This is a genomic window from Polyangium sp. 15x6 (genome assembly GCF_029960785.1).
In the GTDB taxonomy this organism is placed as follows: domain Bacteria; phylum Myxococcota_A; class Polyangia; order Polyangiales; family Polyangiaceae; genus Polyangium.
Window position 1 is genome coordinate 75686 of sequence record NZ_JASBQE010000046.1, and the last position, 19818, is coordinate 95503.

Annotated in this window: 21 protein-coding genes; 13 read left to right on the top strand and 8 right to left on the bottom strand. The window is 68.3% G+C overall.

The annotated features are described in order from the left end of the window. The first annotated feature begins 128 nt into the window (after positions 1 to 128). A complete protein-coding gene (locus QHF83_RS29460) occupies positions 129 to 761 on the top strand; it encodes a hypothetical protein (RefSeq protein WP_282421308.1) in 633 nt (210 codons plus the stop codon). Here the strand turns inward: QHF83_RS29460 and QHF83_RS29465 are convergent. Continuing rightward, positions 758 to 1009 carry a hypothetical protein gene (locus QHF83_RS29465; RefSeq protein ID WP_271923397.1) on the bottom strand — a complete coding sequence of 84 codons (252 nt, stop codon included), beginning with the start codon at positions 1007 to 1009 and terminating at the stop codon, positions 758 to 760. The two genes, QHF83_RS29460 and QHF83_RS29465, sit on opposite strands and share 4 nt — an antisense overlap. A 113-nt stretch (positions 1010 to 1122) precedes the next feature. Beyond that, the gene (locus QHF83_RS29470; RefSeq protein WP_282421309.1) at positions 1123 to 2958 is read right to left on the bottom strand and encodes a glycosyltransferase family 39 protein; all 1836 of its coding nucleotides are present in this window, start codon (positions 2956 to 2958) and stop codon (positions 1123 to 1125) included. A 127-nt stretch (positions 2959 to 3085) separates the two neighbouring features. Here QHF83_RS29470 and QHF83_RS29475 point away from each other — a divergent pair, with 127 nt between their 5' ends. From QHF83_RS29475 to mtnC, 4 genes are all read left to right on the top strand, one after another. Next, entirely contained in the window at positions 3086 to 3700 is a 615-nt protein-coding gene (locus tag QHF83_RS29475; RefSeq protein ID WP_282421310.1) for a methylthioribulose 1-phosphate dehydratase, read from the top strand. A gap of 180 nt (positions 3701 to 3880) precedes the next feature. Beyond that, positions 3881 to 5170 carry a porin gene (locus tag QHF83_RS29480; RefSeq protein WP_282421311.1) on the top strand — a complete coding sequence of 430 codons (1290 nt, stop codon included), beginning with the start codon at positions 3881 to 3883 and terminating at the stop codon, positions 5168 to 5170. A gap of 50 nt (positions 5171 to 5220) precedes the next feature. After that, entirely contained in the window at positions 5221 to 5805 is a 585-nt protein-coding gene (locus tag QHF83_RS29485; RefSeq protein WP_282421312.1) for an acireductone dioxygenase, read from the top strand. Next, positions 5799 to 6497: an acireductone synthase gene (mtnC, locus tag QHF83_RS29490; protein ID WP_282421313.1), complete on the top strand. Its 699-nt coding sequence runs from the start codon at positions 5799 to 5801 to the stop codon at positions 6495 to 6497. The genes QHF83_RS29485 and mtnC overlap by 7 nt, the downstream gene beginning before the upstream one ends. Here mtnC and QHF83_RS29495 read toward each other — a convergent pair whose 3' ends face one another. After that, positions 6498 to 7433: an alpha/beta hydrolase gene (locus QHF83_RS29495; protein WP_282421314.1), complete on the bottom strand. Its 936-nt coding sequence runs from the start codon at positions 7431 to 7433 to the stop codon at positions 6498 to 6500. It abuts the gene before it with no gap. 213 nt (positions 7434 to 7646) lie between these two features. Here QHF83_RS29495 and QHF83_RS29500 point away from each other — a divergent pair, with 213 nt between their 5' ends. After that, positions 7647 to 8186, top strand: a complete 540-nt coding sequence (locus QHF83_RS29500) for a hypothetical protein (RefSeq protein ID WP_282421315.1) — start codon at positions 7647 to 7649, stop codon at positions 8184 to 8186. 321 nt (positions 8187 to 8507) lie between these two features. Here QHF83_RS29500 and QHF83_RS29505 read toward each other — a convergent pair whose 3' ends face one another. Next, positions 8508 to 9929, bottom strand: a complete 1422-nt coding sequence (locus QHF83_RS29505) for a proteinase inhibitor (RefSeq protein ID WP_282421316.1) — start codon at positions 9927 to 9929, stop codon at positions 8508 to 8510. 230 nt (positions 9930 to 10159) lie between these two features. Next, positions 10160 to 11596, bottom strand: a complete 1437-nt coding sequence (locus QHF83_RS29510) for a cytochrome P450 (protein WP_282421317.1) — start codon at positions 11594 to 11596, stop codon at positions 10160 to 10162. Positions 11597 to 11813: 217 nt separating this feature from the next. Between QHF83_RS29510 and QHF83_RS29515 the strand changes: the two genes are divergently transcribed. The 5 genes from QHF83_RS29515 (at position 11814) to QHF83_RS29535 (ending at position 14953) form a co-directional block, all read left to right on the top strand. After that, a complete protein-coding gene (locus QHF83_RS29515) occupies positions 11814 to 12290 on the top strand; it encodes a hypothetical protein (RefSeq protein ID WP_282421318.1) in 477 nt (158 codons plus the stop codon). 27 nt (positions 12291 to 12317) lie between these two features. Continuing rightward, positions 12318 to 12797 carry a hypothetical protein gene (locus tag QHF83_RS29520; RefSeq protein ID WP_282421319.1) on the top strand — a complete coding sequence of 160 codons (480 nt, stop codon included), beginning with the start codon at positions 12318 to 12320 and terminating at the stop codon, positions 12795 to 12797. Between the two features lie 117 nt (positions 12798 to 12914). Continuing rightward, positions 12915 to 13400 (top strand): hypothetical protein, encoded by a 486-nt coding sequence (locus tag QHF83_RS29525; protein WP_282421320.1) that lies wholly within the window; start codon positions 12915 to 12917, stop codon positions 13398 to 13400. Between the two features lie 98 nt (positions 13401 to 13498). Next, positions 13499 to 13978: a hypothetical protein gene (locus QHF83_RS29530; protein WP_282421321.1), complete on the top strand. Its 480-nt coding sequence runs from the start codon at positions 13499 to 13501 to the stop codon at positions 13976 to 13978. A 90-nt stretch (positions 13979 to 14068) separates the two neighbouring features. After that, the gene (locus QHF83_RS29535) at positions 14069 to 14953 is read left to right on the top strand and encodes a hypothetical protein (protein ID WP_282421322.1); all 885 of its coding nucleotides are present in this window, start codon (positions 14069 to 14071) and stop codon (positions 14951 to 14953) included. 7 nt (positions 14954 to 14960) lie between these two features. Here the strand turns inward: QHF83_RS29535 and QHF83_RS29540 are convergent, their stop codons facing one another. Both QHF83_RS29540 and QHF83_RS29545 read right to left on the bottom strand, forming a co-directional pair. Beyond that, positions 14961 to 15716 carry an SDR family oxidoreductase gene (locus tag QHF83_RS29540; RefSeq protein ID WP_282421323.1) on the bottom strand — a complete coding sequence of 252 codons (756 nt, stop codon included), beginning with the start codon at positions 15714 to 15716 and terminating at the stop codon, positions 14961 to 14963. Positions 15717 to 15725: 9 nt separating this feature from the next. Further along, entirely contained in the window at positions 15726 to 16130 is a 405-nt protein-coding gene (locus QHF83_RS29545; protein ID WP_282421324.1) for a 6-carboxytetrahydropterin synthase, read from the bottom strand. Between the two features lie 114 nt (positions 16131 to 16244). Between QHF83_RS29545 and QHF83_RS29550 the strand changes: the two genes are divergently transcribed. Both QHF83_RS29550 and QHF83_RS29555 read left to right on the top strand, forming a co-directional pair. Further along, on the top strand, positions 16245 to 16883 hold the full coding sequence (locus QHF83_RS29550; RefSeq protein WP_348980478.1) for a MarC family protein: 639 nt from the start codon (positions 16245 to 16247) through the stop codon (positions 16881 to 16883). Between the two features lie 58 nt (positions 16884 to 16941). Next, entirely contained in the window at positions 16942 to 18954 is a 2013-nt protein-coding gene (locus tag QHF83_RS29555; protein WP_282421326.1) for a hypothetical protein, read from the top strand. Between the two features lie 56 nt (positions 18955 to 19010). Here QHF83_RS29555 and QHF83_RS29560 read toward each other — a convergent pair. Further along, the coding region (locus tag QHF83_RS29560; RefSeq protein ID WP_282421327.1) for a dihydrolipoamide acetyltransferase family protein at positions 19011 to 19818 on the bottom strand (808 nt) is incomplete at its 5' end.

Consider the following 19818-nt stretch of genomic DNA (forward strand, 5'->3'; position numbering starts at 1 on the left):
GTGCATCCACAGCGCGCGCCGGCCCCGAGGATGCCCGACCCGCGTCGAGGCGTAAAGGGAAGGGCCGTGAGCGAGCCTGCACGAGGCCTTTCCTTGCGTGCTCGGGGCGGGTTAGCATCGTGTCGCCGATGGCCTCGAAGCACCTCTCTGCGCTCCTCGTTCGCCTCCTCGTGCCCTTCGCGGGGGTGCTCTCGTTCGCGTGCGTCGGGTGCGTGGACCATACCGCGGGCGACATGGCGCTCGCCGAGGTGCAGAAGCTCAGGGCCGAGGCGCGCGCGACCGAGGCGCGGCTCGCGGCGCTCGAGGGGCGGCAGATGTACGTCGGGCAGCAGCTCTCCTACCTCGCGGGCGTCATCGGCGAGGTCGGGCGCGAGGCCGCGGCGAAGGCGGAGTCGGTCTCGCGCAAGCAGGACGAGGTCGCGCAGAACCTCGAGCGGATCGAGCGGGCGGGGATCGAGCGGGAGCGAGCGCGCGCGGCGGCCGAGTCGCCGCAGGCGATCGCGGCACGCGCGCAGGCGATGATCGACGCGGGGCAGATCAAGGCGACGGTGAAGAACGGGCGGGCGAAGCTCGAAGCGGTGGAGGGGACCGCTCCGGCTTCTCCGTCGGTCACGCCGCCTTCATCGGCGGCCTCTCCTGCGTCTCCGACGCGGAGCCTGGAGCTGGAAGACCCGTGGGCCGCGCAGCGCAAGCCGCCCGCGCCGGCATCGCCGCCCGTGAAGCCCACGGGGCGGCGGATGTCGGACGACCTGGGTTTCTAGGCACTCCCGCCGGACGACGTCCACATCGTGGGCGTGGCTTCGGGCGCCTCGGTGAGCCCGCGCAGCACGCGCAGCGCGTGGGACAGCGTGCCCCAGAGCGCCTCGTAGGCTGCGGGTTCGAGCCGGATCGACGTCGCGCCGAGGTGGATCGAGATCACGTTGCACTGCGGGCAGTGGTCGACGCGGGCGACGGGACCGCGCGAGAGCGTCACGGGGGCGCAAGGAGAGGCCTTCGCGGGACAAGACATGGTCGTGCTCCTGGGGTCTGGGCTCGGTGCTCGTTGAAAATGAAAGTGATGTTCAATATCAGTACAGGAACGAGTTCGACCTGTCAAGCGATCTCGTGCGGACGCTTGCTGATTCAGTCCTCGTCGTCGGGGGAGGCGCCGCTCGGCGGGGGAGGGGGGACGAGCCGCAGGCGAGGCCGCGGCGCGGACGTGGCGGGGGGCTCGGGCGCGTCGAGGGCGTAGACGAAGATGCGGCCGTTCACGACGAGGAGCGGCGCCTGCGTGAAGAGCTCGGGGTGGCAGTCGGGTCTCCGGGCGCGGGTGACGGCGTGAACGACGGCGACGCCGGGGCCGGGGCGGTCGCCGCAGCGGAAGCGATCGTATTCGATGCCGTTCGCTTCGAGCTCGCGGGCCATCATCCAGCCATAACGGTGGTAATACACGGGCCCGAGGTTCCGGGCTTTCAGGGCGGCGGCGGCGTCTTCCATGTCCTGCCCCCAGTCCTCGCCGACGACGCTGACCTTGGGCCCGAAGACCGGGCCGAGGGTGAGGGCATTGAAATACCCGACGGGGTGTCGATACCAGGCGATCGCCGAGGCGAAGGTGCCGGCGCCGAGCAGGGCGAGGAGCATACGCGTCCGGCGCTTTCCTTCCTCCCAGAGCCTCGCGGCGACGGTCCCGGCGCCGAGGACGAAGAAGGGCATCACCGGCAGGACGTGACGAACGCCGATGTTGATCCGCGAGCCGATGGAAATGGCGAGATAGAGGCCACACGCGGCGAGGAGCGTGCCGGCCACGCGATCCGGCGCGGCGCGGCGGCGGATCGATCGGCAGAGCCCGACGCCGAGCAAGACGAGCACGGCGAGCGGGTTCTTGATCGCGAGCATCACCGGGAAATACCCGCCCCAGCCGCCGTTCGCGCGCATGCCGAGGAAATACGTCGAATGCCCGTCGCGGCTCTGCACCGACACCATCGACAGGCCAAAGACGTACGTGTACGGAAGCGGCACCCGTAGCCAGCGCGGCAAGAGCGCGATCGGCGAGCGCTCTTCGAGGAGCCGATGATTCGCGCGTTTCGAGATGTAGCTCTGCGGCTCGGGCTCCGCGAGGATCTGCGCGACCGTGAAGCCCGTCCGCTGAAACCCGTACGCCGCATTGACGGCGAGGACCGTGGCGAGCGTGACGGCGAAGGCGTGCGCCGCGAATCGACCGAGCCTCGCGCGTCGCGTGGGGGCGTCTCCCTCGGCGCCTCCGCGCCACGCGAAGAAAAACCCCAGCGAGAGGAGGAGCGGGACCAGGAACGCCGCGCTGTATTTGATGCAGAATGCCGCCGCCACCGCGAGCGTCGTGGTGATCGCCGTGCGGAGCCGCGGCCGCTCGAAATGCTCGGCCGCCTCGCCCACGGCGATCGTCGTGGCCAGGGCGATCGGCAGATCCGTGGTGACGAGCCGGCCGTGCGCGAGGAGCGTCGGGTGCAGGCAATGGAGCCCGAGCGCGAAGAGCGCCGCGTGATCCCCGGCCCGCCGCCGCGCGAAGCGGAACACGTAAAGCCCGAGCAGGAACGAAAAAAGCACGTTCACGTGCCGCGCGATGACGAGCTCGGCCCGCGCCGCCGCCCAGTGCGCCGTGAAGTATTGCTCGGCCAGCTTGCCCGTGTCCGCGTCGGCCCACGCTGGAAACGAGGTCAGATCCACGCGGCCTCCGAGGAGCGCGGCCGGCAGCGCGAGCAGGGCGTCCGCGAGCGGCGGGTGCGCGTAGCCGAGCCTCGTGTCGCCGATCCACCAGTACGACAGGCCCCGCACGAGGTGGACCGGCTCGTCCATCGTCGGCGAATCGAGGTGGACACCGACGAGGGAGATCCCGAGGAGGATCCCGAGGAACAACGCCGCGAGCCACGGGATGCGACGCTTTGGGAGGGCTTCGAGCGCGGACATCGGCGAGAGCGGCCGAGCGACCCGGGGCCGCTCCATTCCTGCGGAAATCTCCGCGTGGCCCCCGCGAGGCCAGCAAAGTCGACCGGGATTGTCAAGCGAGGAGCTCCCCCGCGCCGGGCATGCCAGGGCTTGCTCGCGTTGCCTCGGCCGGGTAGGGTCGAGCGTGCAGGAACATCGCCTCCCCGAGTCCGCCGCGGCCACCTTGCTCTCGCTCGCGAGTCGTTGCCACGCGCGAGGCTGGGCCCAGGCGACGAGCGGTAACTTTTCGGTCCGCCTCGACGCGCATCGCTTCGTCATCACGAAGAGTGGCCTCGACAAGGGCGCGCTCCAGGCCGAGGACCTGCTCGTCGTCGACCTCGAAGGAAACGCCCTCACCGAGGGCCGTCCCTCGGCCGAGACGCCGCTCCACGCGCAGATTTACCGGCGCCGCGCGGGCGTGACCGCCGTCGCGCACACGCACTCCGTCGCTGCCACGGTCCTGTCACGCGCGCTCGTCGCAGAGGGGTACGTCGTCCTCTCCGGCTTCGAGATGCTGAAGGCCCTCGTCGGCGTGAACACGCACGAGACCTCGATCCGCCTGCCCATTTTCCCGAACGATCAGGACGTCCCGCGCCTCGCCGCGCAGGTCGACGCGGAGCTCGGCGGCGACGACTGCGTCTACGGCTACCTCCTCGCGGGGCACGGCCTCTACACGTGGGGCGATACGCCGACCGAGGCGGCGCGGCACGTGGAGGCGATCGAGTTCCTCCTCGAGTGCGTCCTGCACGGCAAGCGGTGAGCGCGGCTTCCCGTCCTCCCGACGCGCCGCCTCTTTCCGTCACGGAATCTTCGCCGTTTTGTAATGAAAGCAAATAAAACGGTAACGGCGTCGCGACCAAGTCGTAACGAGTTCGTCACCGAAGTCGCCTAGCGTGGTGTGCCAGAAGAAGAAAGGCCGGGACGTCCCCGGAATCCTTCCATGTCGCTCGCACGTCTGGCCGCGCGCTCGGCCCTCGCCGCGGTTTTTGGTCTTCTTTTGTCTCCGCGCTCGGCCGCGGCGGACGTCCCCGCCGCGCCCCGATCGGAGATCGCGCTGGCCACGATCCCGTCCGCGGATCCCGCCGCGGTCAAACCCGCCCCGAAGCCAGCGGCCAAACCCGAAAAGCCGAAGCCCGGCGAGAGCGCGGGCAAGGCCTCGCAGCACTGGTACGAGAAGCTCAAGATCCGCGGCTACTCGCAGCTCCGGTACAACCAGCTCGGCGTGACGAACGAGCGGCTCGTCAACACCCAGGGCGACCGTTCGATCGGCAAGGACGGCGGCTTCTTGATCCGCCGCGCCCGCCTGATCCTCCAGGGCGACGTGCACGAGCGCGTCTTCGTGTACATCCAGCCTGATTTCGCGAGCGTCGTCTCCGACCAGTACCACGTCCCGACGCTGCGCGACTGGTATGCCGACATCGCCCTCGACGCGAAGAAAGAATTCCGCTTCCGCGTGGGGCAGTCGAAGGTGCCGTACGGCTTCGAGAACATGCAGTCGAGCCAGAACCGCGCGCCCTTCGATCGCTCGGACGCATTGAACAGCGCGGTCAAGGACGAGCGGGATCTCGGCATCTTCTTCTACTGGGCGCCCGAGCGCATTCGCAAGCGGTTCAAGGCGCTCGTCGACGACGGGCTCAAGGGCTCGGGTGATTACGGCGTCGTCGCGCTCGGCGTCTACAATGGCCAGACCGCGAACCAGAAGGAGCGGAACGACACGCCGCACGTCGTCGGTCGTGTCACGTGGCCGTTCCAGATCGGCAAGCAGATCGTGGAGATCGGCGCCGGTGGGTATGCGGGCAAGTTCGTCGTGAAGACCGCGGACGACGTCACGGCGCCCGACGAGATCCGCGACATCCGCGCCCACGCCTCGTTCGTCCTGTATCCGCAGCCGATCGGCCTGCAGGCCGAATACAACATCGGCCGCGGGCCGGAGCTCGTGGGCGATCGCGTCGTCGAGCGGCCGCTGCACGGCGGGTACGTCATGGCCATGGCCAAGATCGGGAGCTTCGTGCCCTACGTTCGCGGCGTGCTCTACGACGGCGGGCGCAAGTTCGAGACGAACGCGCCCCATTACAAGGTCCGCGAGCTGGAGATGGGCCTCGAGTGGCAGCCCATCCCGGCCGTCGAGGCCACGGCCGCCTACACGATCGCCGAGCGTACCTACCCCGAACCGCCTTACCCGCAGGAGAGCGGGCGCCTCGTTCGTTTGCAAATTCAGGTGAATTACTGAGCGCGTGATCGGGCTTGCAGCGAGGATCGGTTTGGGTCGATCCTCCAGGGGTGAGCTCGATCCACGTCTTTCGGGAAAACGCTCCCGGAACGCCCGTCCGCGCCTCGCAGGACCACGCCGAGATCGCGGCGATCCTGCGCGACGTGGGCGTTCGCTTCGAGGCCTGGGAGGCTTCCTTTGCGTTCACGCCCTCCGCCACCGCGGAGGAGATCCTCGCGGCCTACCGCGAGCCCATCGCAAAACTCTGCCGCGAGGGCGGTTATCCTTCGGTCGACGTCGCGCGCCTCTCGCCGGCTCCGGACGATCCGAGCTCTGCCGAGAAGGCTCGGGCGGCGCGCGGAAAGTTTCTCGAAGAGCACACGCACGACGAGGACGAGGTTCGCTTCTTCGTGCACGGCGCCGGCGTGTTTTACCTGCGCCTCGCCGGGCAGGTGCTCGCGGTGCGTTGCGAGCGGGGCGATCTCATCTCGGTCCCCGCCGGCACGCGGCACTGGTTCGACATGGGCGCGCAGCCCGACTTCTGCGCGATTCGTTTCTTCGGCACGCCCGCGGGCTGGATCGGAAACTTCACGGGCGACGAGATCGCGCGGCGCTTCCCCGACGCCGACACCCTCGAGCGGGGCGCGCCGTGGTGAAGCGCATCGTCACGGACATCGAGGGCACCACCACGTCGATCGCCTTCGTGACGGACACGCTCTTCGTTCACGCGCGAAGGGCGCTCCCGGCGTTCGTCCGGACGCACGCCGGCGAGGCGCGCGTCGCCTCGGCGCTCGATGCGGCGCGGGCGGAGGCAGGGCAGCCAGACCTGTCCGACGAGGCCGTGGTCGCGCTCTGGCTCCGGTGGATCGACGAGGATCGCAAGGCGACGTCGCTCAAGGCGATCCAGGGCATGATCTGGGAGGAGGGCTATCACGCGGGGGCGTATCGAGCGCACGTGTACCCGGACGTCCCCGGCGCGCTCGCGCGGTGGAAGGCGCGCGGGATCGGGCTTTCGGTGTTCTCGTCCGGGTCGGTCCTCGCGCAGAGGCTCCTCTTCGGGCACACGATCGAGGGGGATCTTTCGGGTCTCTTCGACGGCTGGTTCGACACGACGACCGGCAAGAAGGCCGATCCCGCGTCCTACGCGCGCATCGCGGCCGCGCTCGACGCCCCGCCGCACGAGGTGCTCTTTCTGTCGGACGTGAAGGCCGAGCTCGACGCCGCGCGCGCGGCAGGCCTGCTCCGCGTCGGGCTCGCGCGGGACGGCGCTCCGCCTTTCGCGGATCACCCGACCGCGCGGTCGTTCGACGACATCGTGATCGAGGGGGACGCCGTGCTCGTGCGCTGACTACCGGGCGAGCTTGCGGGCGAGCCACTCCGCCGCGTCGCGGGTGACCTCGTCCCGGTTCGTCTCGTTGAACAGCTCGTGACGCGCGCCCGGATAGACGCGGTACGTCACATCGGAAAGTCCCGCCTTCGCGTACGCGTCGAGCAGCCCGCGCAGGTTCTTCGTCCGCTCGTGGACCGGATCCTCCGAGCCAGCGACCACGTACATCGGCAGGTCCTTGCGGATCCGCGCGAGCGCGTCCGGGTGCGCGAGCGAGGGCATCGCGCCGAGGAGCTGTACCCATAACGCCGTCGTCGCCGGGAAGCCGCAGAGCGTGTCGGCGACGTATTTGTCGACCTCGGCCGCGTCGCGCGACAGCCAGTCGTAGGGCGTGCGGTTCGGGCTGAAGGTGCGGTTCCACGCGTCGAACGACATCCCCTGGATCACGGCGCTCTTGCCGCGCTCGCCGAGCCGCGCGCGCTCGGCCTTCGCCACGAGCACGCCCGCGCGCGCCATCATGCTCGGCGGTCCGTTGGTGCCCGAAAGGATCACGGCGCCGAGCTTCTTGCCCTCCTCGGGCAGGACGCCCTGCGCGATGAGCGAGCCCATCGAATGGCCGATCAGCGCCTGCGGAAGGCCGGCGTACGCCGTGCGGGCGCGCGCGAGCAGGCCCCGCAGGTCCGCGACGACGCGGCCGAAGCCGTCGCCCGGGCCGAAGTAGCCGAGCTCGTCGCCAGTCTTCGCGGTGCGCCCGTGGCCGCGGTGGTCGTGGGCCTCGACGACGAGGCCGCGCGCGGTCAGGGCCTCGGCAAGGCGCGTGTAGCGGGCGCCGTGCTCGCTCATGCCGTGCGACACGTGGACGACGCCCACGGGCTTCATGCCCTCGTCGGGGGAGAAGACGTGCACGAAGATCGGCTTGCCGTCGTCGGCGATCCATTCGAACGAGGAGGTACGCATGCGGGCGGCGGCCGTTCTACACACGGTCCCGGGCGGATGGGAAGAACGAGTGTGTCCCGGGCGAGAAGGTCACGTCCGTGAAAGAACACTTGCGGTGGTCAAAAATTCCCGCTAGAGGCTCGCCCGCCCGATCTTCCGAGCTCGTCCCCGTGTGGCGCTTTCGCCCCGTTCCCCGGGGGCTCGGATCGTGCAGAGGAGCAGGTAGACCCCGCGATGCGATCCAAATCAGCCGATCCGACCGATGGTCAACGCAGGCCCCGCCGCGGTCGCGAGAAGTGGGTACGGCGGTGGGGCCGGATCGAGCGGGACGACCTCGAGGCACTCGTGGCAGAGCTCGAAGGGGGCGGCGAAGAGGACGAGATGGCAGCCGCCTCGGCGGCATGGCTCGACGCCATCTCGAAGGTGTCAGGGGCAATTCTCTGTGGCGCGACGCTCGTCACGGAGACATATCTCGTGGGCGTTCTGCCGACAGGCGAGGAGCTCGCGAAGTTCGGTTGCAAGAGCGTTCGTGACGGCCGGATGATCGAGGTGTTCCAGGCGTTCGACGAGGGCGGGCTCGACGAACGTGGCCCCTACGCCGTGACGCACCGGGAGCGCGATTGGTCGGCGTTCGGCGCAGCACGCGCCTTCGTGGACTCCGTCGGGCCAAAGAACGCGGTGCGCGCGCTCGAGGCGTGGCACGAAGCGAAGACCGGGCAGCGCAACGCTGCGCGGCCCCGCCCGCCGGTGGTCATCGAGGTTGTCCGGGCGTAACCCACGGCCGTTGCGCCGGGGTTTCACCCCGGGCCCCGACCAGGGGTTGTCCACCCCTGGACCCGGACCAGCGCAAGCGCTGGACCCGGGGCGACAGCGCGCGATGCGCGCTGTCGACAAAGAAAACGTCCCCAGCACGTATGGCAGCGCTGCTGTCTTGATTGGCAACGGCGCTCGTGGTCCTGCCACGGTGTTCGATGAACTGCGCATCGCGCAGTTCATCGACCCCGAGTCCAGCGCTTGCGCTGGTCCGGGGTGCAGGGGGCGGACAGCCCCCTGCTGGGGTGCGGGGCAACGCCCCGCGCTGCGCCGCGCCGCGCGTCAAAGCGGGACGTCGAACAGGCACCGCGTGATCGGGATGCCGACGTCTGCCCATACGTACAGATAATATTTCGTGCCCGGGACGAGTTTTTCTGGGCTCCCGTCTGCGGGATGGCCTTGCCTTGTATTCGGCAGGATTTCGCCGTAGGTGATACCGCTCTTCACAGGCGCGGCGGTCCATGGAACGTCGAGCCGCCAGAGCGTCCCTTCGGGCAGGTCGAGGTTCGGCGGCGCCCCTGGGTTCTTCGCGTCGGCCGATAAAATGTAAACGTAACGGGCGTCCCCGCCGGTCCACGTGATCTTGCCGGCGGCGTCCACGCCCTGGCCGGCATCACAATCGCTCGGCACGTAAAGGCTCTGTTCGTACAGCGGCCCGCCGAAGGGCGTTTCGCTCGCGAAGTCTTCCTTCTTGAAACCGCGCCGGAGCAGCTCGCCTTCGAAGAAGGCGACCATTCGCGCCGGGTCTGTGCTCGGAAGGCCGGAAACGTCGCGGGAAAACCCGTTGTTCTGGTCTGGCGGATAGGCGCCGAGCGCGTCCGACGAGACCCAGCCGGCGGCGAGCGCGAGGCCCGTTGGATAGAAGCTATCGGTCCAGATCGGACTGGCCTCGATGTACCAGTTCGACGGACCCTCGGCGGGCGCGGCTTTCTCCGAGTGGCAACACACGCAGCCGCATGCCTCGACCTGCTCCGTCACCCACGCGAGCTCGCCGAGCCATTGCGCGTCCGAGAGACGCGGATCGTCGTCGGGCGTCTTGAAATCGGAGGGCGGGGCCGGCCAGTAGGGGCGCTGCGTGAGCACCGGCTCGCAGGACGCGTAATCGGTGAATCTGCGGCCGGGCTCGGTACAGCCCGAGATCGCGCCGAACGTGCAGACCTTGCCGCTGCTCTGGCCCGCGGGCTCGCCGGCCTTCGGGTCCGCGCACACCTCTGTGGGCCACTGGAAGACCGAGCCGCTCGGATCGGGATTGCCCGGCTCGTCGATCACGCCTTCACATGCGTCGGGCAGGAACTTCCCGCCGCCGAAGAGCTCGCAGCCGCGCTGGGTCGAGGCGCACTGGGCCGTGTCTTCGCCGGGGAACACGATGCTGTATTCGTCGTCCTTCCCGCCGTCGAGCACGCAGCGCCCGAGCGTCTTCGGATAGGCGCAGGCTTCGGCTTTCGTGAAGGTGGATTGCGCGAGCGCCTTGCAATCGGCCTCGGCGGACTCGGCGGACCAGCCCTTGCCGGTGTAATCGCGGCACTCCTCGGCCTGGGTGAAGGGGCTCGTGTAGATGCAACGACCGGGCGCCTCGGCGGCGGGCTCCGGGGCCGGCGCGGCCTCCTCTTCGGCCTCCTGGCAAGCGCCCAGGCCTCCGAGGGACGAAACGAGGAGCGCTGCGCCCAGCATCACGTGCGGAGAACGGAGGTGCTCTTGCTTCACGGTCGGTACTCCTGAACCTTGCCTTCGAACGAAGGGTAAATGTGTTCTTGAACGCTCTTTTGTGCAGCGAACGTTCTATGGAATATCGTTTGTTCATGTGTTGTGCAAACTTTGTCAAAACTTTTGTGTAGACAACGTGCGCAAGGATACGTATGCATCCAGGAAGCGCGGGGCGGGAGTGGGGAGCTACAGGGGGGAGGGCGGAGGCGGGGCGGCGGGCGGGGAGGGGATCAGGCGCTGCGGCGGCACACCCGCGCCCAGACGCCGCCTTTCGGGCGGAGCGTGGCGAACGTCTCGGGCTCGACGTCCTGGGGCTCGACCTCGAAGGACAAACCACGCATCAACGTGGCGAGCACGACGGGCCCTTCCATCAGCGCGAAATGGTTCCCGATGCACACGCGCGGCCCCACGCCGAACGGGATCCACGCTGCTTTCGGGCGCTTCGCCTCGTTCTCCGGGGTGAAACGGTCCGGATCGAACCTCTCGGGATCGGCGAAGCAATCCTTCCGGTGGTGCATGCCGTAGACGTTCATGAAGAAGACGGTGCGCTCGGGGAAGGTGTGGCCGCCGAGCTCGACGCGCTCGAGCGAGCGTCGCGGGAGCACGATCACCGGCGGATAGAGGCGCAGCGCCTCCTTGAAGACGCGCGTCGTATAGGCGAGCTTTTCGGGGTCGTAGGAGGTCGGGCCCTCGGGGCCGAAGGCGTCGGCCTCGGCCTGCACCTTCGCCCGCGCGGCGGGGTCGCGCGAGAGCAGGTAAAACGACCAGGCGAGCGCGGTCGCCGTGGTCTCGTGCCCCGCGATGAACAGCGTGTTCGCCTCGTCGCGGACCTGCTTGTCGCTCATGCCCTCGCCGCCGAGATCGGCGTCGCGCGCGTACAGGAGCCGCGTGAGCAGATCATTTCGATCGGCGTGACTCGCGCGGCGATCGTCGATCATGGCCTGAATACGTTTGTCGAGGACCTCGAGCGCGCGCACGATCTTGGGATCATTTCGGCCGGGCATGAAGATCGGCGTGTCGAGCGCGGCGCGGGCGCGGGCGCGGACGTCCTCGAGCCACGGCGGGAGCTTTCCGTCGAGGATCTCGGTCATCCCGATGGCCGAGATCTGCAGCGTCATGTACGGCGTACCCATGTGGCTGTTCACCCAGCCGAGCGCGATGGTGAGCGCCTCGCCGAGCTCGTCGGCCTCGTCGAAGGTCCGCGCGTCGAAGAGGGTGCGGCCGACGACGCTCATCGCGATCCGCGTCATCTCGGCAGCGAGATCCGTGCGCTCGCCGTCGCGGAGCCGTTCACGGACGCGCAGGGCCTCGCCGTTCATCGCGCTCACGTAGGTCTGGACCTGCGTCGGGTGGAAGAGCGGCGAGAGCAAGCGGCGCTGGCGTCGCCAGAGATCGCCCTCGCTCGTGAAGAGGCCCTGGCCCGCGAGATCATGGAGCAGGATCCGGATGCCGGGGGATTTTTCGAAGCTGCGCGCCTTCTCCACGAGCATCTCGTGCGCGGCCTCGGGGCCGTTCACGAAATAGAAGGTGCGATGGAGCATCCGGCCCGCGACGACGTCGCCCGTGTCGGCGACGCGCCGGAAGAAGGGCAACCGGTCGCTCTGGAAATGGTGGGCATGGCCGAGCAGGGTCTCGCCGGGGGCCGTGGGGATCGCCGTCGGGGTCATGCCTCTCGATAACACAACGTGTCCCGTCCGGGGGGCCCCTCGGGGGCCCTGACGGGAGTTCGCCTAGGCTCCTCCGCGCGTAGGCGAGGGTATTTCCATTTCGTTCGCCGCGCGCAGGCTGCGGATCCGCCCACGTTGACGGTCGACCTCGTGACGCCATGGATCAACGTGTCGGGTCGCGGTGCGTCGCGGCCACGGAACAGAAAGGGGGAGACTCATGATCTCACGCCGCTCCACGTTGCTCGCGACGGCCGCGGGCGCCTTGTTCCTTTCGGCCGGGCAGGACGCCCGCGCGCTCGACATCGCGGGTACGGCCATTCGTCCCGACGGGGCCCTCGTGGTCGTGTTCTGGGACGAGACGCTGCCCCAGAACAGCTCCGTCCGTTATTCGCTGGTGTCCAAGGTGACGGCCAGGTTCGTGTGCAGCGTGCCGTGGACGGCGATCACCTTGAGCGAGCCATCCACCCAGATTTTCCGCGACATCCTGCAGACCGTGACCCTCCGGGCCGACGCGAGCGGGAACCTCGAGGGGATCATCACCACGTCGGCCCTCGCCGCGCCCCCGCTCCAATGCCCCTTCCGCCTCGTACCGACGGTCGATTCCGTACGTCATGAGGACATCATCCTCCGGAGCCCGTTCGGCGAGGTCCCCGTGCCCTCCCTCTTCTGGGAGCGTCACCCGGGCAATGAATGAAGGAAGATTCCTTCCGAGGAGTGTGTCATGAAAACCTCGATTCTACCGATTCTAAGTACGATCCTGGCCGCCGCCGCGCTCCTCGCCTCCGCGGGAGAGGCGCGGGCCCTCGAAATCTCCGGCGCTGCCGTGCGTGTCGATGGAAGCCTCGTTGTGGACTTCCGGGACGACGTCCTGCCTCGCGGCGACGCCGTGCGCTACACGCTCACCTCCAAGGCGACGACCGTCTTCGTGTGCGCATACCGGAGCAATCCTCGGAACTTCGTGCCCTTCCCGCGCCTCGCGGCATCACTCCACGTGCTGAAAGTGATCACGTTCGAGGTGGACGAGGAGGGGAACGTGGAGGGCACCATCGTCTCGGATCCGCCTGCGCTCCCGCTGCTCGCGTGCCCCGTCGGCATGGCCCCGGTCCTCGCCTCGGCGCATTATGAAGACATTCTCCTTGTCAATCGGTTCGGATCCGCGCCCGCGCCCATGACCTCCTGGGAAGCATTCCCCTTGCCTTGAGTGCAATGAGCGGTCCAGACGAACGGCAGACCCTTTGCTTCTACCCTGGACGTGACACGGGCGGAGCCACCCGGAAGGGAAGCCGGCCGAGGCCTTCGCTCTTCACAGGAGGAAGCCATGAATACGAAGAATCGTGCCAGCTATGTCGCCGTCCTGGCAGGCGCCGCGCTCGTCTCCACCGCGTGCGTGGCCCATGCGGCCTTCACCAGGGCCGATAGCTCGATCCAGGAGGGTACCTACGAGCTCGTCGTCTCCTTCCAGGTCGAGAACCTGCCGAACAGCCACGCCATTCAGTACAACCTGCGCACCGAGCGGACGACACGTTGGGGGTGCGTCGATTTCAGGGATGGTCACTGGATCTCCCTGCCGGGATACACGCGCGTCTACAGGAACAACCTCCAGAAGTCCGTGGTGGTCACGACGGACGCGCTCGGCTCGGCGGAGGCCGAGGTCTCGACCGATATCCCACAATCGATGCTCCAATGCCCCTCCGGCACGGATCTCATGCTCATCGAGGTGAGGTACGACAACATCCAGCTTCGGAGCCCGTACGACTCCGCCGCCCCGGCCCCGGTCCGGCGGCAAATCCTTCATGGTATCTGATCCACCCCGGTGGACGGCCCGACGGTGTTCGCCGCCGCCGGGCCGTTCACAGCTCCGACGTCGCCCTGTGACACGAATTCATCCAGGAGGACAAACCCATGCGACACGTTTTCGTCTCCCTGCTGGCGGGGCTCGCGACCGCATGCGCTCTCCTCGTCGCGAGGGACGCCGCCGCGATCTCGAACGTGACGACGACCCTCGACGCGCGGGGAAACCTCGAAGTCCGCTTCGAGGACAACGATCACGTCCTCATGACGCGCACGTACACGCTCAAGGCCACCGTCTCGGCGCTGTACGTATGCGCGAACCTGCAAGCGGAAGTGCTGCCCTGGCCCGAATATCGGGTTCCGTTCCGAAGAGAGCTCGAGGTGAAACGCACGCTGACCATCGGCGAGGACGGGCGCCCCACCGAGCCGGAGCCCCTCCGGATCGAGCGCCCGGACAACCTGATCGAGCTCGATTGCGGCCACGAAGGATATTCGCCACAGCTCGCCGACATTCGTTATACCTGGATCCAGGTTCTCGGGCCGGATGGGTTTGGCGAGCTCGGACCCGACCGGAGCCGGCGCATCCTGTGAGCACGCCGTGGACGGATGCTCCGGGCAAACCAATTGCATGGTCTGCCCATGAGGCGATCGCTCAGGGGTGATCGCCCAGGGGGAGGAGCTATGAAAAAGCATTCTCGAATCTCGCTATGCACCCTGGCGACGACAGCCACCATCCTGTCCGCGAGCGCAGCCGCGCAAGCGCTTGACGTGGAGACGGACACCGACGATCTCGGCAACCTCACCATCGATTTTTCCGACATCGTCGGCTCGGATCGGCGCATTCCCTTCGTTTTCAAGGCCACGGCGACCGCCACCTACGTGTGCGCGAGCGAGTCCGGAGGGCTCCGCACCCTCGCTGGTCGGGACGTCAAGGTCATCAAGGTCCGGCGCGGCTTCCCGTTCGCCTCGAATCCGAAGGGATTCGTGACGGGTCGTGTCACCCTCGACCTCCACCCGCCCTATATGAAGCGTGGCTGCCCGGCCGGCTCCCAGGCGGAGCTCGCCGAGGCGGACTGGAACGAAATCGAGGTCATCCGAGGCCGCGGTCGCGAGCGGCTCGTGCAAACGGGAGATGCCAAGCGGTACACCAACCCCGCGCTCCCCGGTCAGGTATTCAGGCTCGCGACCATCTCGCTCAAGGGCGCGCTGAACGTCGAGGTCGAGAACCGGGCCCAGCTCCCGCACGATGTCGGCTTCAAGGTAAAGGCAGGGCGCTCCGCCCGGCTCGTATGCGTCGACGATCAGGGCAAAACGCACCCCAACCCGAACCTGCAGCACGACGTCGACGACGTCGTCGAGCAGAGCGGCCAGTTCGCGGCCGGCGCCGCGAGCAAGCAGACCGTGGCCCTGCCCGAACCCACGATGACCCTGCTCGATTGTCCCGACGGGTACACGCCCGAGCTCGCGTCCGTGCATTACAAGGACCTCGCGCTCACGACCGACGAGCACGCGAACATCAAGGTGCGCGGCGAGGACGCCTCGCAGACGTTCATCCAGCAGGAATGAGATCCCGTCAATCCGGTGACGAATCCGACGTCGGCGTGGCCCAGCCGAGGTGCTGACCCCCGTCGACCGCGATCATCTGCCCCGTCACCGCGCGCGCCGAAAGCAGGTAACGGACCGCGTCGCAGACGTCCTCGGGCGTGGCCCCGCGGCGGAGCGGCATGCTCTCGCATTGCGCGGCGAACTGCTCGGGCGTTTGTCGCGTGCTCGGGAGCGTCGGCCCGGGGCCCACCGCGTTCACCCGGATGCGCGGCGCGAGCGCGAGCGCGAGCGATTGCGTGAGCGCCCAGAGCCCGGCCTTGCTCACGGTATACGTCGTGTAATGCGGGCTCAGGTTCCAGACACGCTGATCGAGGACGTTCACGACCGCGCCCTCCACCCCCTCGGGCAAGCGCCGCGCGAATTGCTGCGTGAGCACGAAGGGCGCCCGGAGGTTCGCCTCCATGTGCAGATCCCACGTCTCGCGCGTGGCCGTCTCCGGCGTGTCGTACTCGAACGTCGAGGCGTTGTTCACGAGGGCCACGAGCGGCCCCACGAGCAGAGCCGCGCGATCCACGAGCGAGCCCGTCTCCGCCTCGTCCGCGAGGTTCGCCGGAACCGCCGCCGCGCGCCCGCCGGCCGATTCGATCGCGGCGACGAGGCTCTCGGCGTCCTCGCGGGATCGATGGTAGTGGACTGCCACGGAGAACCCGTCGCGCGCGAGCATCATCGCAATCGCGCGGCCGATCCGCTTGCCTGCGCCGGTGACGAGGGCTGCCTTGCTCATGGGAAAAACCTAGCGATCCTCGTACGTCGCGACGGCCGTGTCCGTCTCGTAGAAAGACACGGCCGTGACGGGCGCGCCGTGCGCGCGGAGGTGATCGAAAATGAGCTTGGCGAAATTCTCGGCGCTCGGATTCACCGGGAGCGTGACGAACGCCTCGCCCGCCTGCTTCAGGAAGGGAATGACGGGGTCGTCCTCCCGCAGGATGAGGCGGTGGTCGAACTGCGCGAGGATCCAATCCTTGCCGGCCTTCTCGATGTCGAAGAAGTCCGCGACGAACCCTTTGCGGTCGAGCGTGGGCGCCGAGAGCTCGATCGCGACGCGGGCGTTGTGGCCGTGGATGCGGGCGCAAGGGCCCTCGTAGTCGAGCAAGCGGTGGCCATAACAAAACCGCACTTCTTCGGTCACGCGGAACATGAGAAGGGCGAGATACCGCGGCGTCCGCCCCACGTCAACCCGCGCCTGGGGACGGACGAGGCTGGCTTCTCGCCGGGTCCGGGTCTATAGCGAGCGCATCCGTAGGATGTGCCCTTGACCGATCTCGTGACGTTTTTCTTCGTCGCCCTTTCGGCGGTGTTCTTCGTGGTCGACCCGATCGGCGTCGTGCCGATTTTCCTCGCCATCACGTCGAACGATCCGCCCGAAAAGATCCGGCAGATGGCGCGCCGCGCCTGCTTCACGGGCTACTTCATCCTCATGACGTTCGCGATCTTCGGCGGCGTCATTTTCAAGATCTTCGGCATCAGCCTCGGCGCCTTCCGCGTGGCGGGCGGGCTGCTGCTCATGCTCACCGCGCTCGACATGCTGCGCGCCAAGCGCCCGGGGACCCGCACCTCGCCCGAAGAGACCGAGGAGAGCGCGCGCAAGGAGGACGTGGCGCTCGTGCCCCTCGCCATGCCCCTGCTCGCCGGTCCGGGCTCCATCGCCAGCGTGATGGTGCTCATGTCCCAGGGCAACACGCGGAGCCTCCTCTACGCCGTGCCCGTCCTCCTCGCCGTCACGATCACGTTTGTCGCGGCCTATTTCATCCTGCGCGCGGCCTCGCTCGTGCAGCGCGTCCTCGGGCAGAGCGGCGTGGCGATCCTGGAGCGCGTGATGGGCCTCATCCTCGCCGCCATCGCCGTGCAATTCGTCGCCGATGGCGCGCGCGATTTGCTGCGCACCCCTTGACGATCACCGTTCAGCCATGTTTTCTCCCATACGCCCTTAGCCTAGAGGGAGGCATGACATGATCGGTCGACGTGGAACTATCCTTGGATTTGGCCTGGTAGCGCTGCTCGCGTTCGCAGGGTGCAACGACGATGTGACGGGCGGCGGCACGGGCGGCAACGGAAACGGCGGCAGCGGCGGCAGCGGCGGCAGCGGAAACGGCGGCGCGGGCGGCATCGGCACCGGCGGGACCGGCGGCGCTGCTGGCGAGGGCGGTGGCACGGGCGGCAGCGGAAACGGCGGCAGCGGCGGCGGCGGGCCCGCGGCGTGCGTCGTGGCCGAGCGGCTCGACCTGCTCTTCGCGATCGACAATTCGCGCAGCATGGCCGACAAGCAGGCCATCCTGGCCCGCACGATCCCGGACATCGTGCAGGGCGTCGTGAACCCGCCGTGCATCGACCCGTCGGGCGTGCCCGCGCCCCCGGGGCAGCAGCCGAACGGGCCCGGGGAAGCCTGTCCGGGCGGAACGGTCCGCGCCTTCGAGCCGATCGCCGACATCCACATCGGCGTCATCAGCTCGAGCATCGGCGGCCACGGCGCGGATTCCTGCCCGGACGTGGATCCGAACAGCTTCGAGTGCTCACCGAACCCGAACACGACGAACAACGACAAGGCGCACCTGCTCACGCGCCAGGATCAATGCGGCGGCGCGGATGTGCCGACGTACGAGAGCAAGGGCTTCCTCGCCTGGGATCCCAACCAGCAGCTCAACCCGCCGGGCGAAGACCAGATCAACGACGGGAATGGCGGCGGCCTCGTGCCGAGGCTGCGCGACATGGTCCTCGGCGTCGGGCAGATCGGCTGCGGCTACGAGTCGCAGCTCGAGAGCATCTACCGCTTCCTCGTGGATCCGGAGCCCCACGCGACCATCTCGGTCATCGACGGCAAGGCGACGCCCCAGGGCGTCGACACGGTGCTCCTGCAGCAACGCGCGGAGTTCCTGCGGCCGGATTCGCTGCTCACCGTGCTCATGCTGACCGACGAGAACGATTGCTCGACGAAGGAGTACGGGCAGTTCTATTACGTCAACCAGCTCCGCAACGGCGCGACGAACGTGCGGTTGCCGCGCGCGCGGCAGGAGTGCGCGGTCAATCCGAACGATCCGTGCTGCAAATCGTGCGGCCAGGCGACGGGTGACTGCCCGGCCGATCCGACGTGCCAGGACCCGAGCGGCGGAACGGCGCTCTACACGACCCAAGAGGACGACATCAACCTGCGCTGCTGGGACCAGAAGCGCCGCTTCGGCATCGATTTCATGTATCCGATCGACCGGTACGCTCAGGCGTTCAGCCAGGCCACGATCACGAACCGGGCCGGCGAGCTCGTGCCGAACCCGCTCTTCTCGGACCTCGACCCGACCGACAACATCACGGCGATTCGCGGGCCCGAGAAGGTGCTCATCTCCGGGCTCGTCGGCGTGCCCTGGCAGGACGTGGCGCGGGACAAGACCGACATCTCGAAGGGCTTCAAGACCGCGGCCGAGCTCTCGGCGCCGCTCAACGCGACCGGCGCGACGACCTGGGACGTCATCCTCGGCGACCCCGCGGGCGGTGTGAAGCCGCTCGATCCGCTCATGATCGAGTCGATCCAGCCGCGCACCGGGACGAACCCGATCACGGGCGATCCCGTCGTGAACGGGTCGAACCCGGGCGGCAACCCGATCAACGGCAACGACTGGACGATCGACAACAACGATCTGCAATACGCGTGCATCCTGCCGCTCCTGCCCGGCGACCAGCGCGACTGCTCGAACCCGGGCTTGACGGCGTGCGATTGCTTCGAGCCGAACAACGATAACCCCCTCTGCGCAGTCGACCCCGCGACCGGCGGGCGCACGCTGCAGGTCCGCGCAAAGGCCTACCCGGGCCTCCGGCCGATCGCGCTGATGAAGGCGCTCGGCGATCAGGCGGTCCTCGGCTCGGTTTGTCCGGCGAACATGGACGACCTCGCGTCGCCGGCCTTCGGCTATCGGCCGATCGTGCGGTCCGTGACCGATTGGCTCACGCGCCGCAACTGCCAGAACGAGCCGTGATTGGATAGGTAGAGGAGGGTGCGCCCCGCGTCGGGGGCGCACCCTTGCTCGCCTCGTCAGGAGACGAGGATCTGCATCGGGCGCTCGAGGAGCGCCCGCAGCGCCTTCAAGAACGTCGCGCCCACGGCGCCGTCGATCACGCGGTGATCGCAGGAGAGCGTCATCGCGAGGCGGCGACCGGGGACCACGGCGTCGCCCTTCACGACGGGCTCGCGCCGCACCTGACCGACGGCGAGGATCGCGCCCTCGGGCGGGTTGATGACCGCGGAGAACTCGTCGATCCCGTACATGCCGAGGTTCGAGATGGAGAACGTGCCGTTCGCCATTTCCTCGGGCTTGAGCTTCTTCGCCTTCGCGCGGGCCGCGAGGTCGCGGATCTCCGCGCCGATGGCGGTGATGCTCTTCTTGTCGGCGTCGCGCACGACGGGCGTGACGAGGCCCTCGGAGACGGCGACGGCGACCGAGATGTCGACGCGGCGATGCACGAGAATGGCGTCGGGCGTATATTGCGCGTTGCACTCGGGGACGCGGCGCAATGCAATCGCGCAGGCCTTGACGAGCAGATCGTTCAGCGAGATCTTCGACGCGTCCTTGCCGGGCTCCGCGGCCGCGGCGAGCTCGGCATTGATCTGCTCGCGCAGGGCATTCAGCGGATCCGCGTCGACGTCGATCGTCAGGTAGAAATGCGGGACCGTCTGCTTCGACTCGACGAGCCGCCGCGCGATGGCCTTGCGCATCATGCTGAGCGGACGCACCTCGGGCGCGAGGAGCTCGCCCGGCGCGGCGGCCACGGGCGCCGGAGCGGCGGCCGCGGGCGCGGGGGCCGGTGCGGGCGCGGCCTTCGGGAGCGTGTCGAGATCACGC

What these genes read in the sequence shown, in the direction of transcription:
- QHF83_RS29460 (WP_282421308.1), top strand. Translation starts at nt 129, where the DNA reads ATGGCCTCGAAGCACCTCTCTGCGCTCCTCGTTCGCCTCCTCGTGCCC.
- QHF83_RS29465 (WP_271923397.1), bottom strand. Translation starts at nt 1,009, where the DNA reads ATGTCTTGTCCCGCGAAGGCCTCTCCTTGCGCCCCCGTGACGCTCTCG.
- QHF83_RS29470 (WP_282421309.1), bottom strand. Translation starts at nt 2,958, where the DNA reads ATGGAGCGGCCCCGGGTCGCTCGGCCGCTCTCGCCGATGTCCGCGCTC.
- QHF83_RS29480 (WP_282421311.1), top strand. Translation starts at nt 3,881, where the DNA reads ATGTCGCTCGCACGTCTGGCCGCGCGCTCGGCCCTCGCCGCGGTTTTT.
- QHF83_RS29495 (WP_282421314.1), bottom strand. Translation starts at nt 7,433, where the DNA reads ATGCGTACCTCCTCGTTCGAATGGATCGCCGACGACGGCAAGCCGATC.
- QHF83_RS29500 (WP_282421315.1), top strand. Translation starts at nt 7,647, where the DNA reads ATGCGATCCAAATCAGCCGATCCGACCGATGGTCAACGCAGGCCCCGC.
- QHF83_RS29510 (WP_282421317.1), bottom strand. Translation starts at nt 11,596, where the DNA reads ATGACCCCGACGGCGATCCCCACGGCCCCCGGCGAGACCCTGCTCGGC.
- QHF83_RS29515 (WP_282421318.1), top strand. Translation starts at nt 11,814, where the DNA reads ATGATCTCACGCCGCTCCACGTTGCTCGCGACGGCCGCGGGCGCCTTG.
- QHF83_RS29520 (WP_282421319.1), top strand. Translation starts at nt 12,318, where the DNA reads ATGAAAACCTCGATTCTACCGATTCTAAGTACGATCCTGGCCGCCGCC.
- QHF83_RS29525 (WP_282421320.1), top strand. Translation starts at nt 12,915, where the DNA reads ATGAATACGAAGAATCGTGCCAGCTATGTCGCCGTCCTGGCAGGCGCC.
- QHF83_RS29530 (WP_282421321.1), top strand. Translation starts at nt 13,499, where the DNA reads ATGCGACACGTTTTCGTCTCCCTGCTGGCGGGGCTCGCGACCGCATGC.
- QHF83_RS29535 (WP_282421322.1), top strand. Translation starts at nt 14,069, where the DNA reads ATGAAAAAGCATTCTCGAATCTCGCTATGCACCCTGGCGACGACAGCC.
- QHF83_RS29540 (WP_282421323.1), bottom strand. Translation starts at nt 15,716, where the DNA reads ATGAGCAAGGCAGCCCTCGTCACCGGCGCAGGCAAGCGGATCGGCCGC.
- QHF83_RS29545 (WP_282421324.1), bottom strand. Translation starts at nt 16,130, where the DNA reads ATGTTCCGCGTGACCGAAGAAGTGCGGTTTTGTTATGGCCACCGCTTG.
- QHF83_RS29555 (WP_282421326.1), top strand. Translation starts at nt 16,942, where the DNA reads ATGATCGGTCGACGTGGAACTATCCTTGGATTTGGCCTGGTAGCGCTG.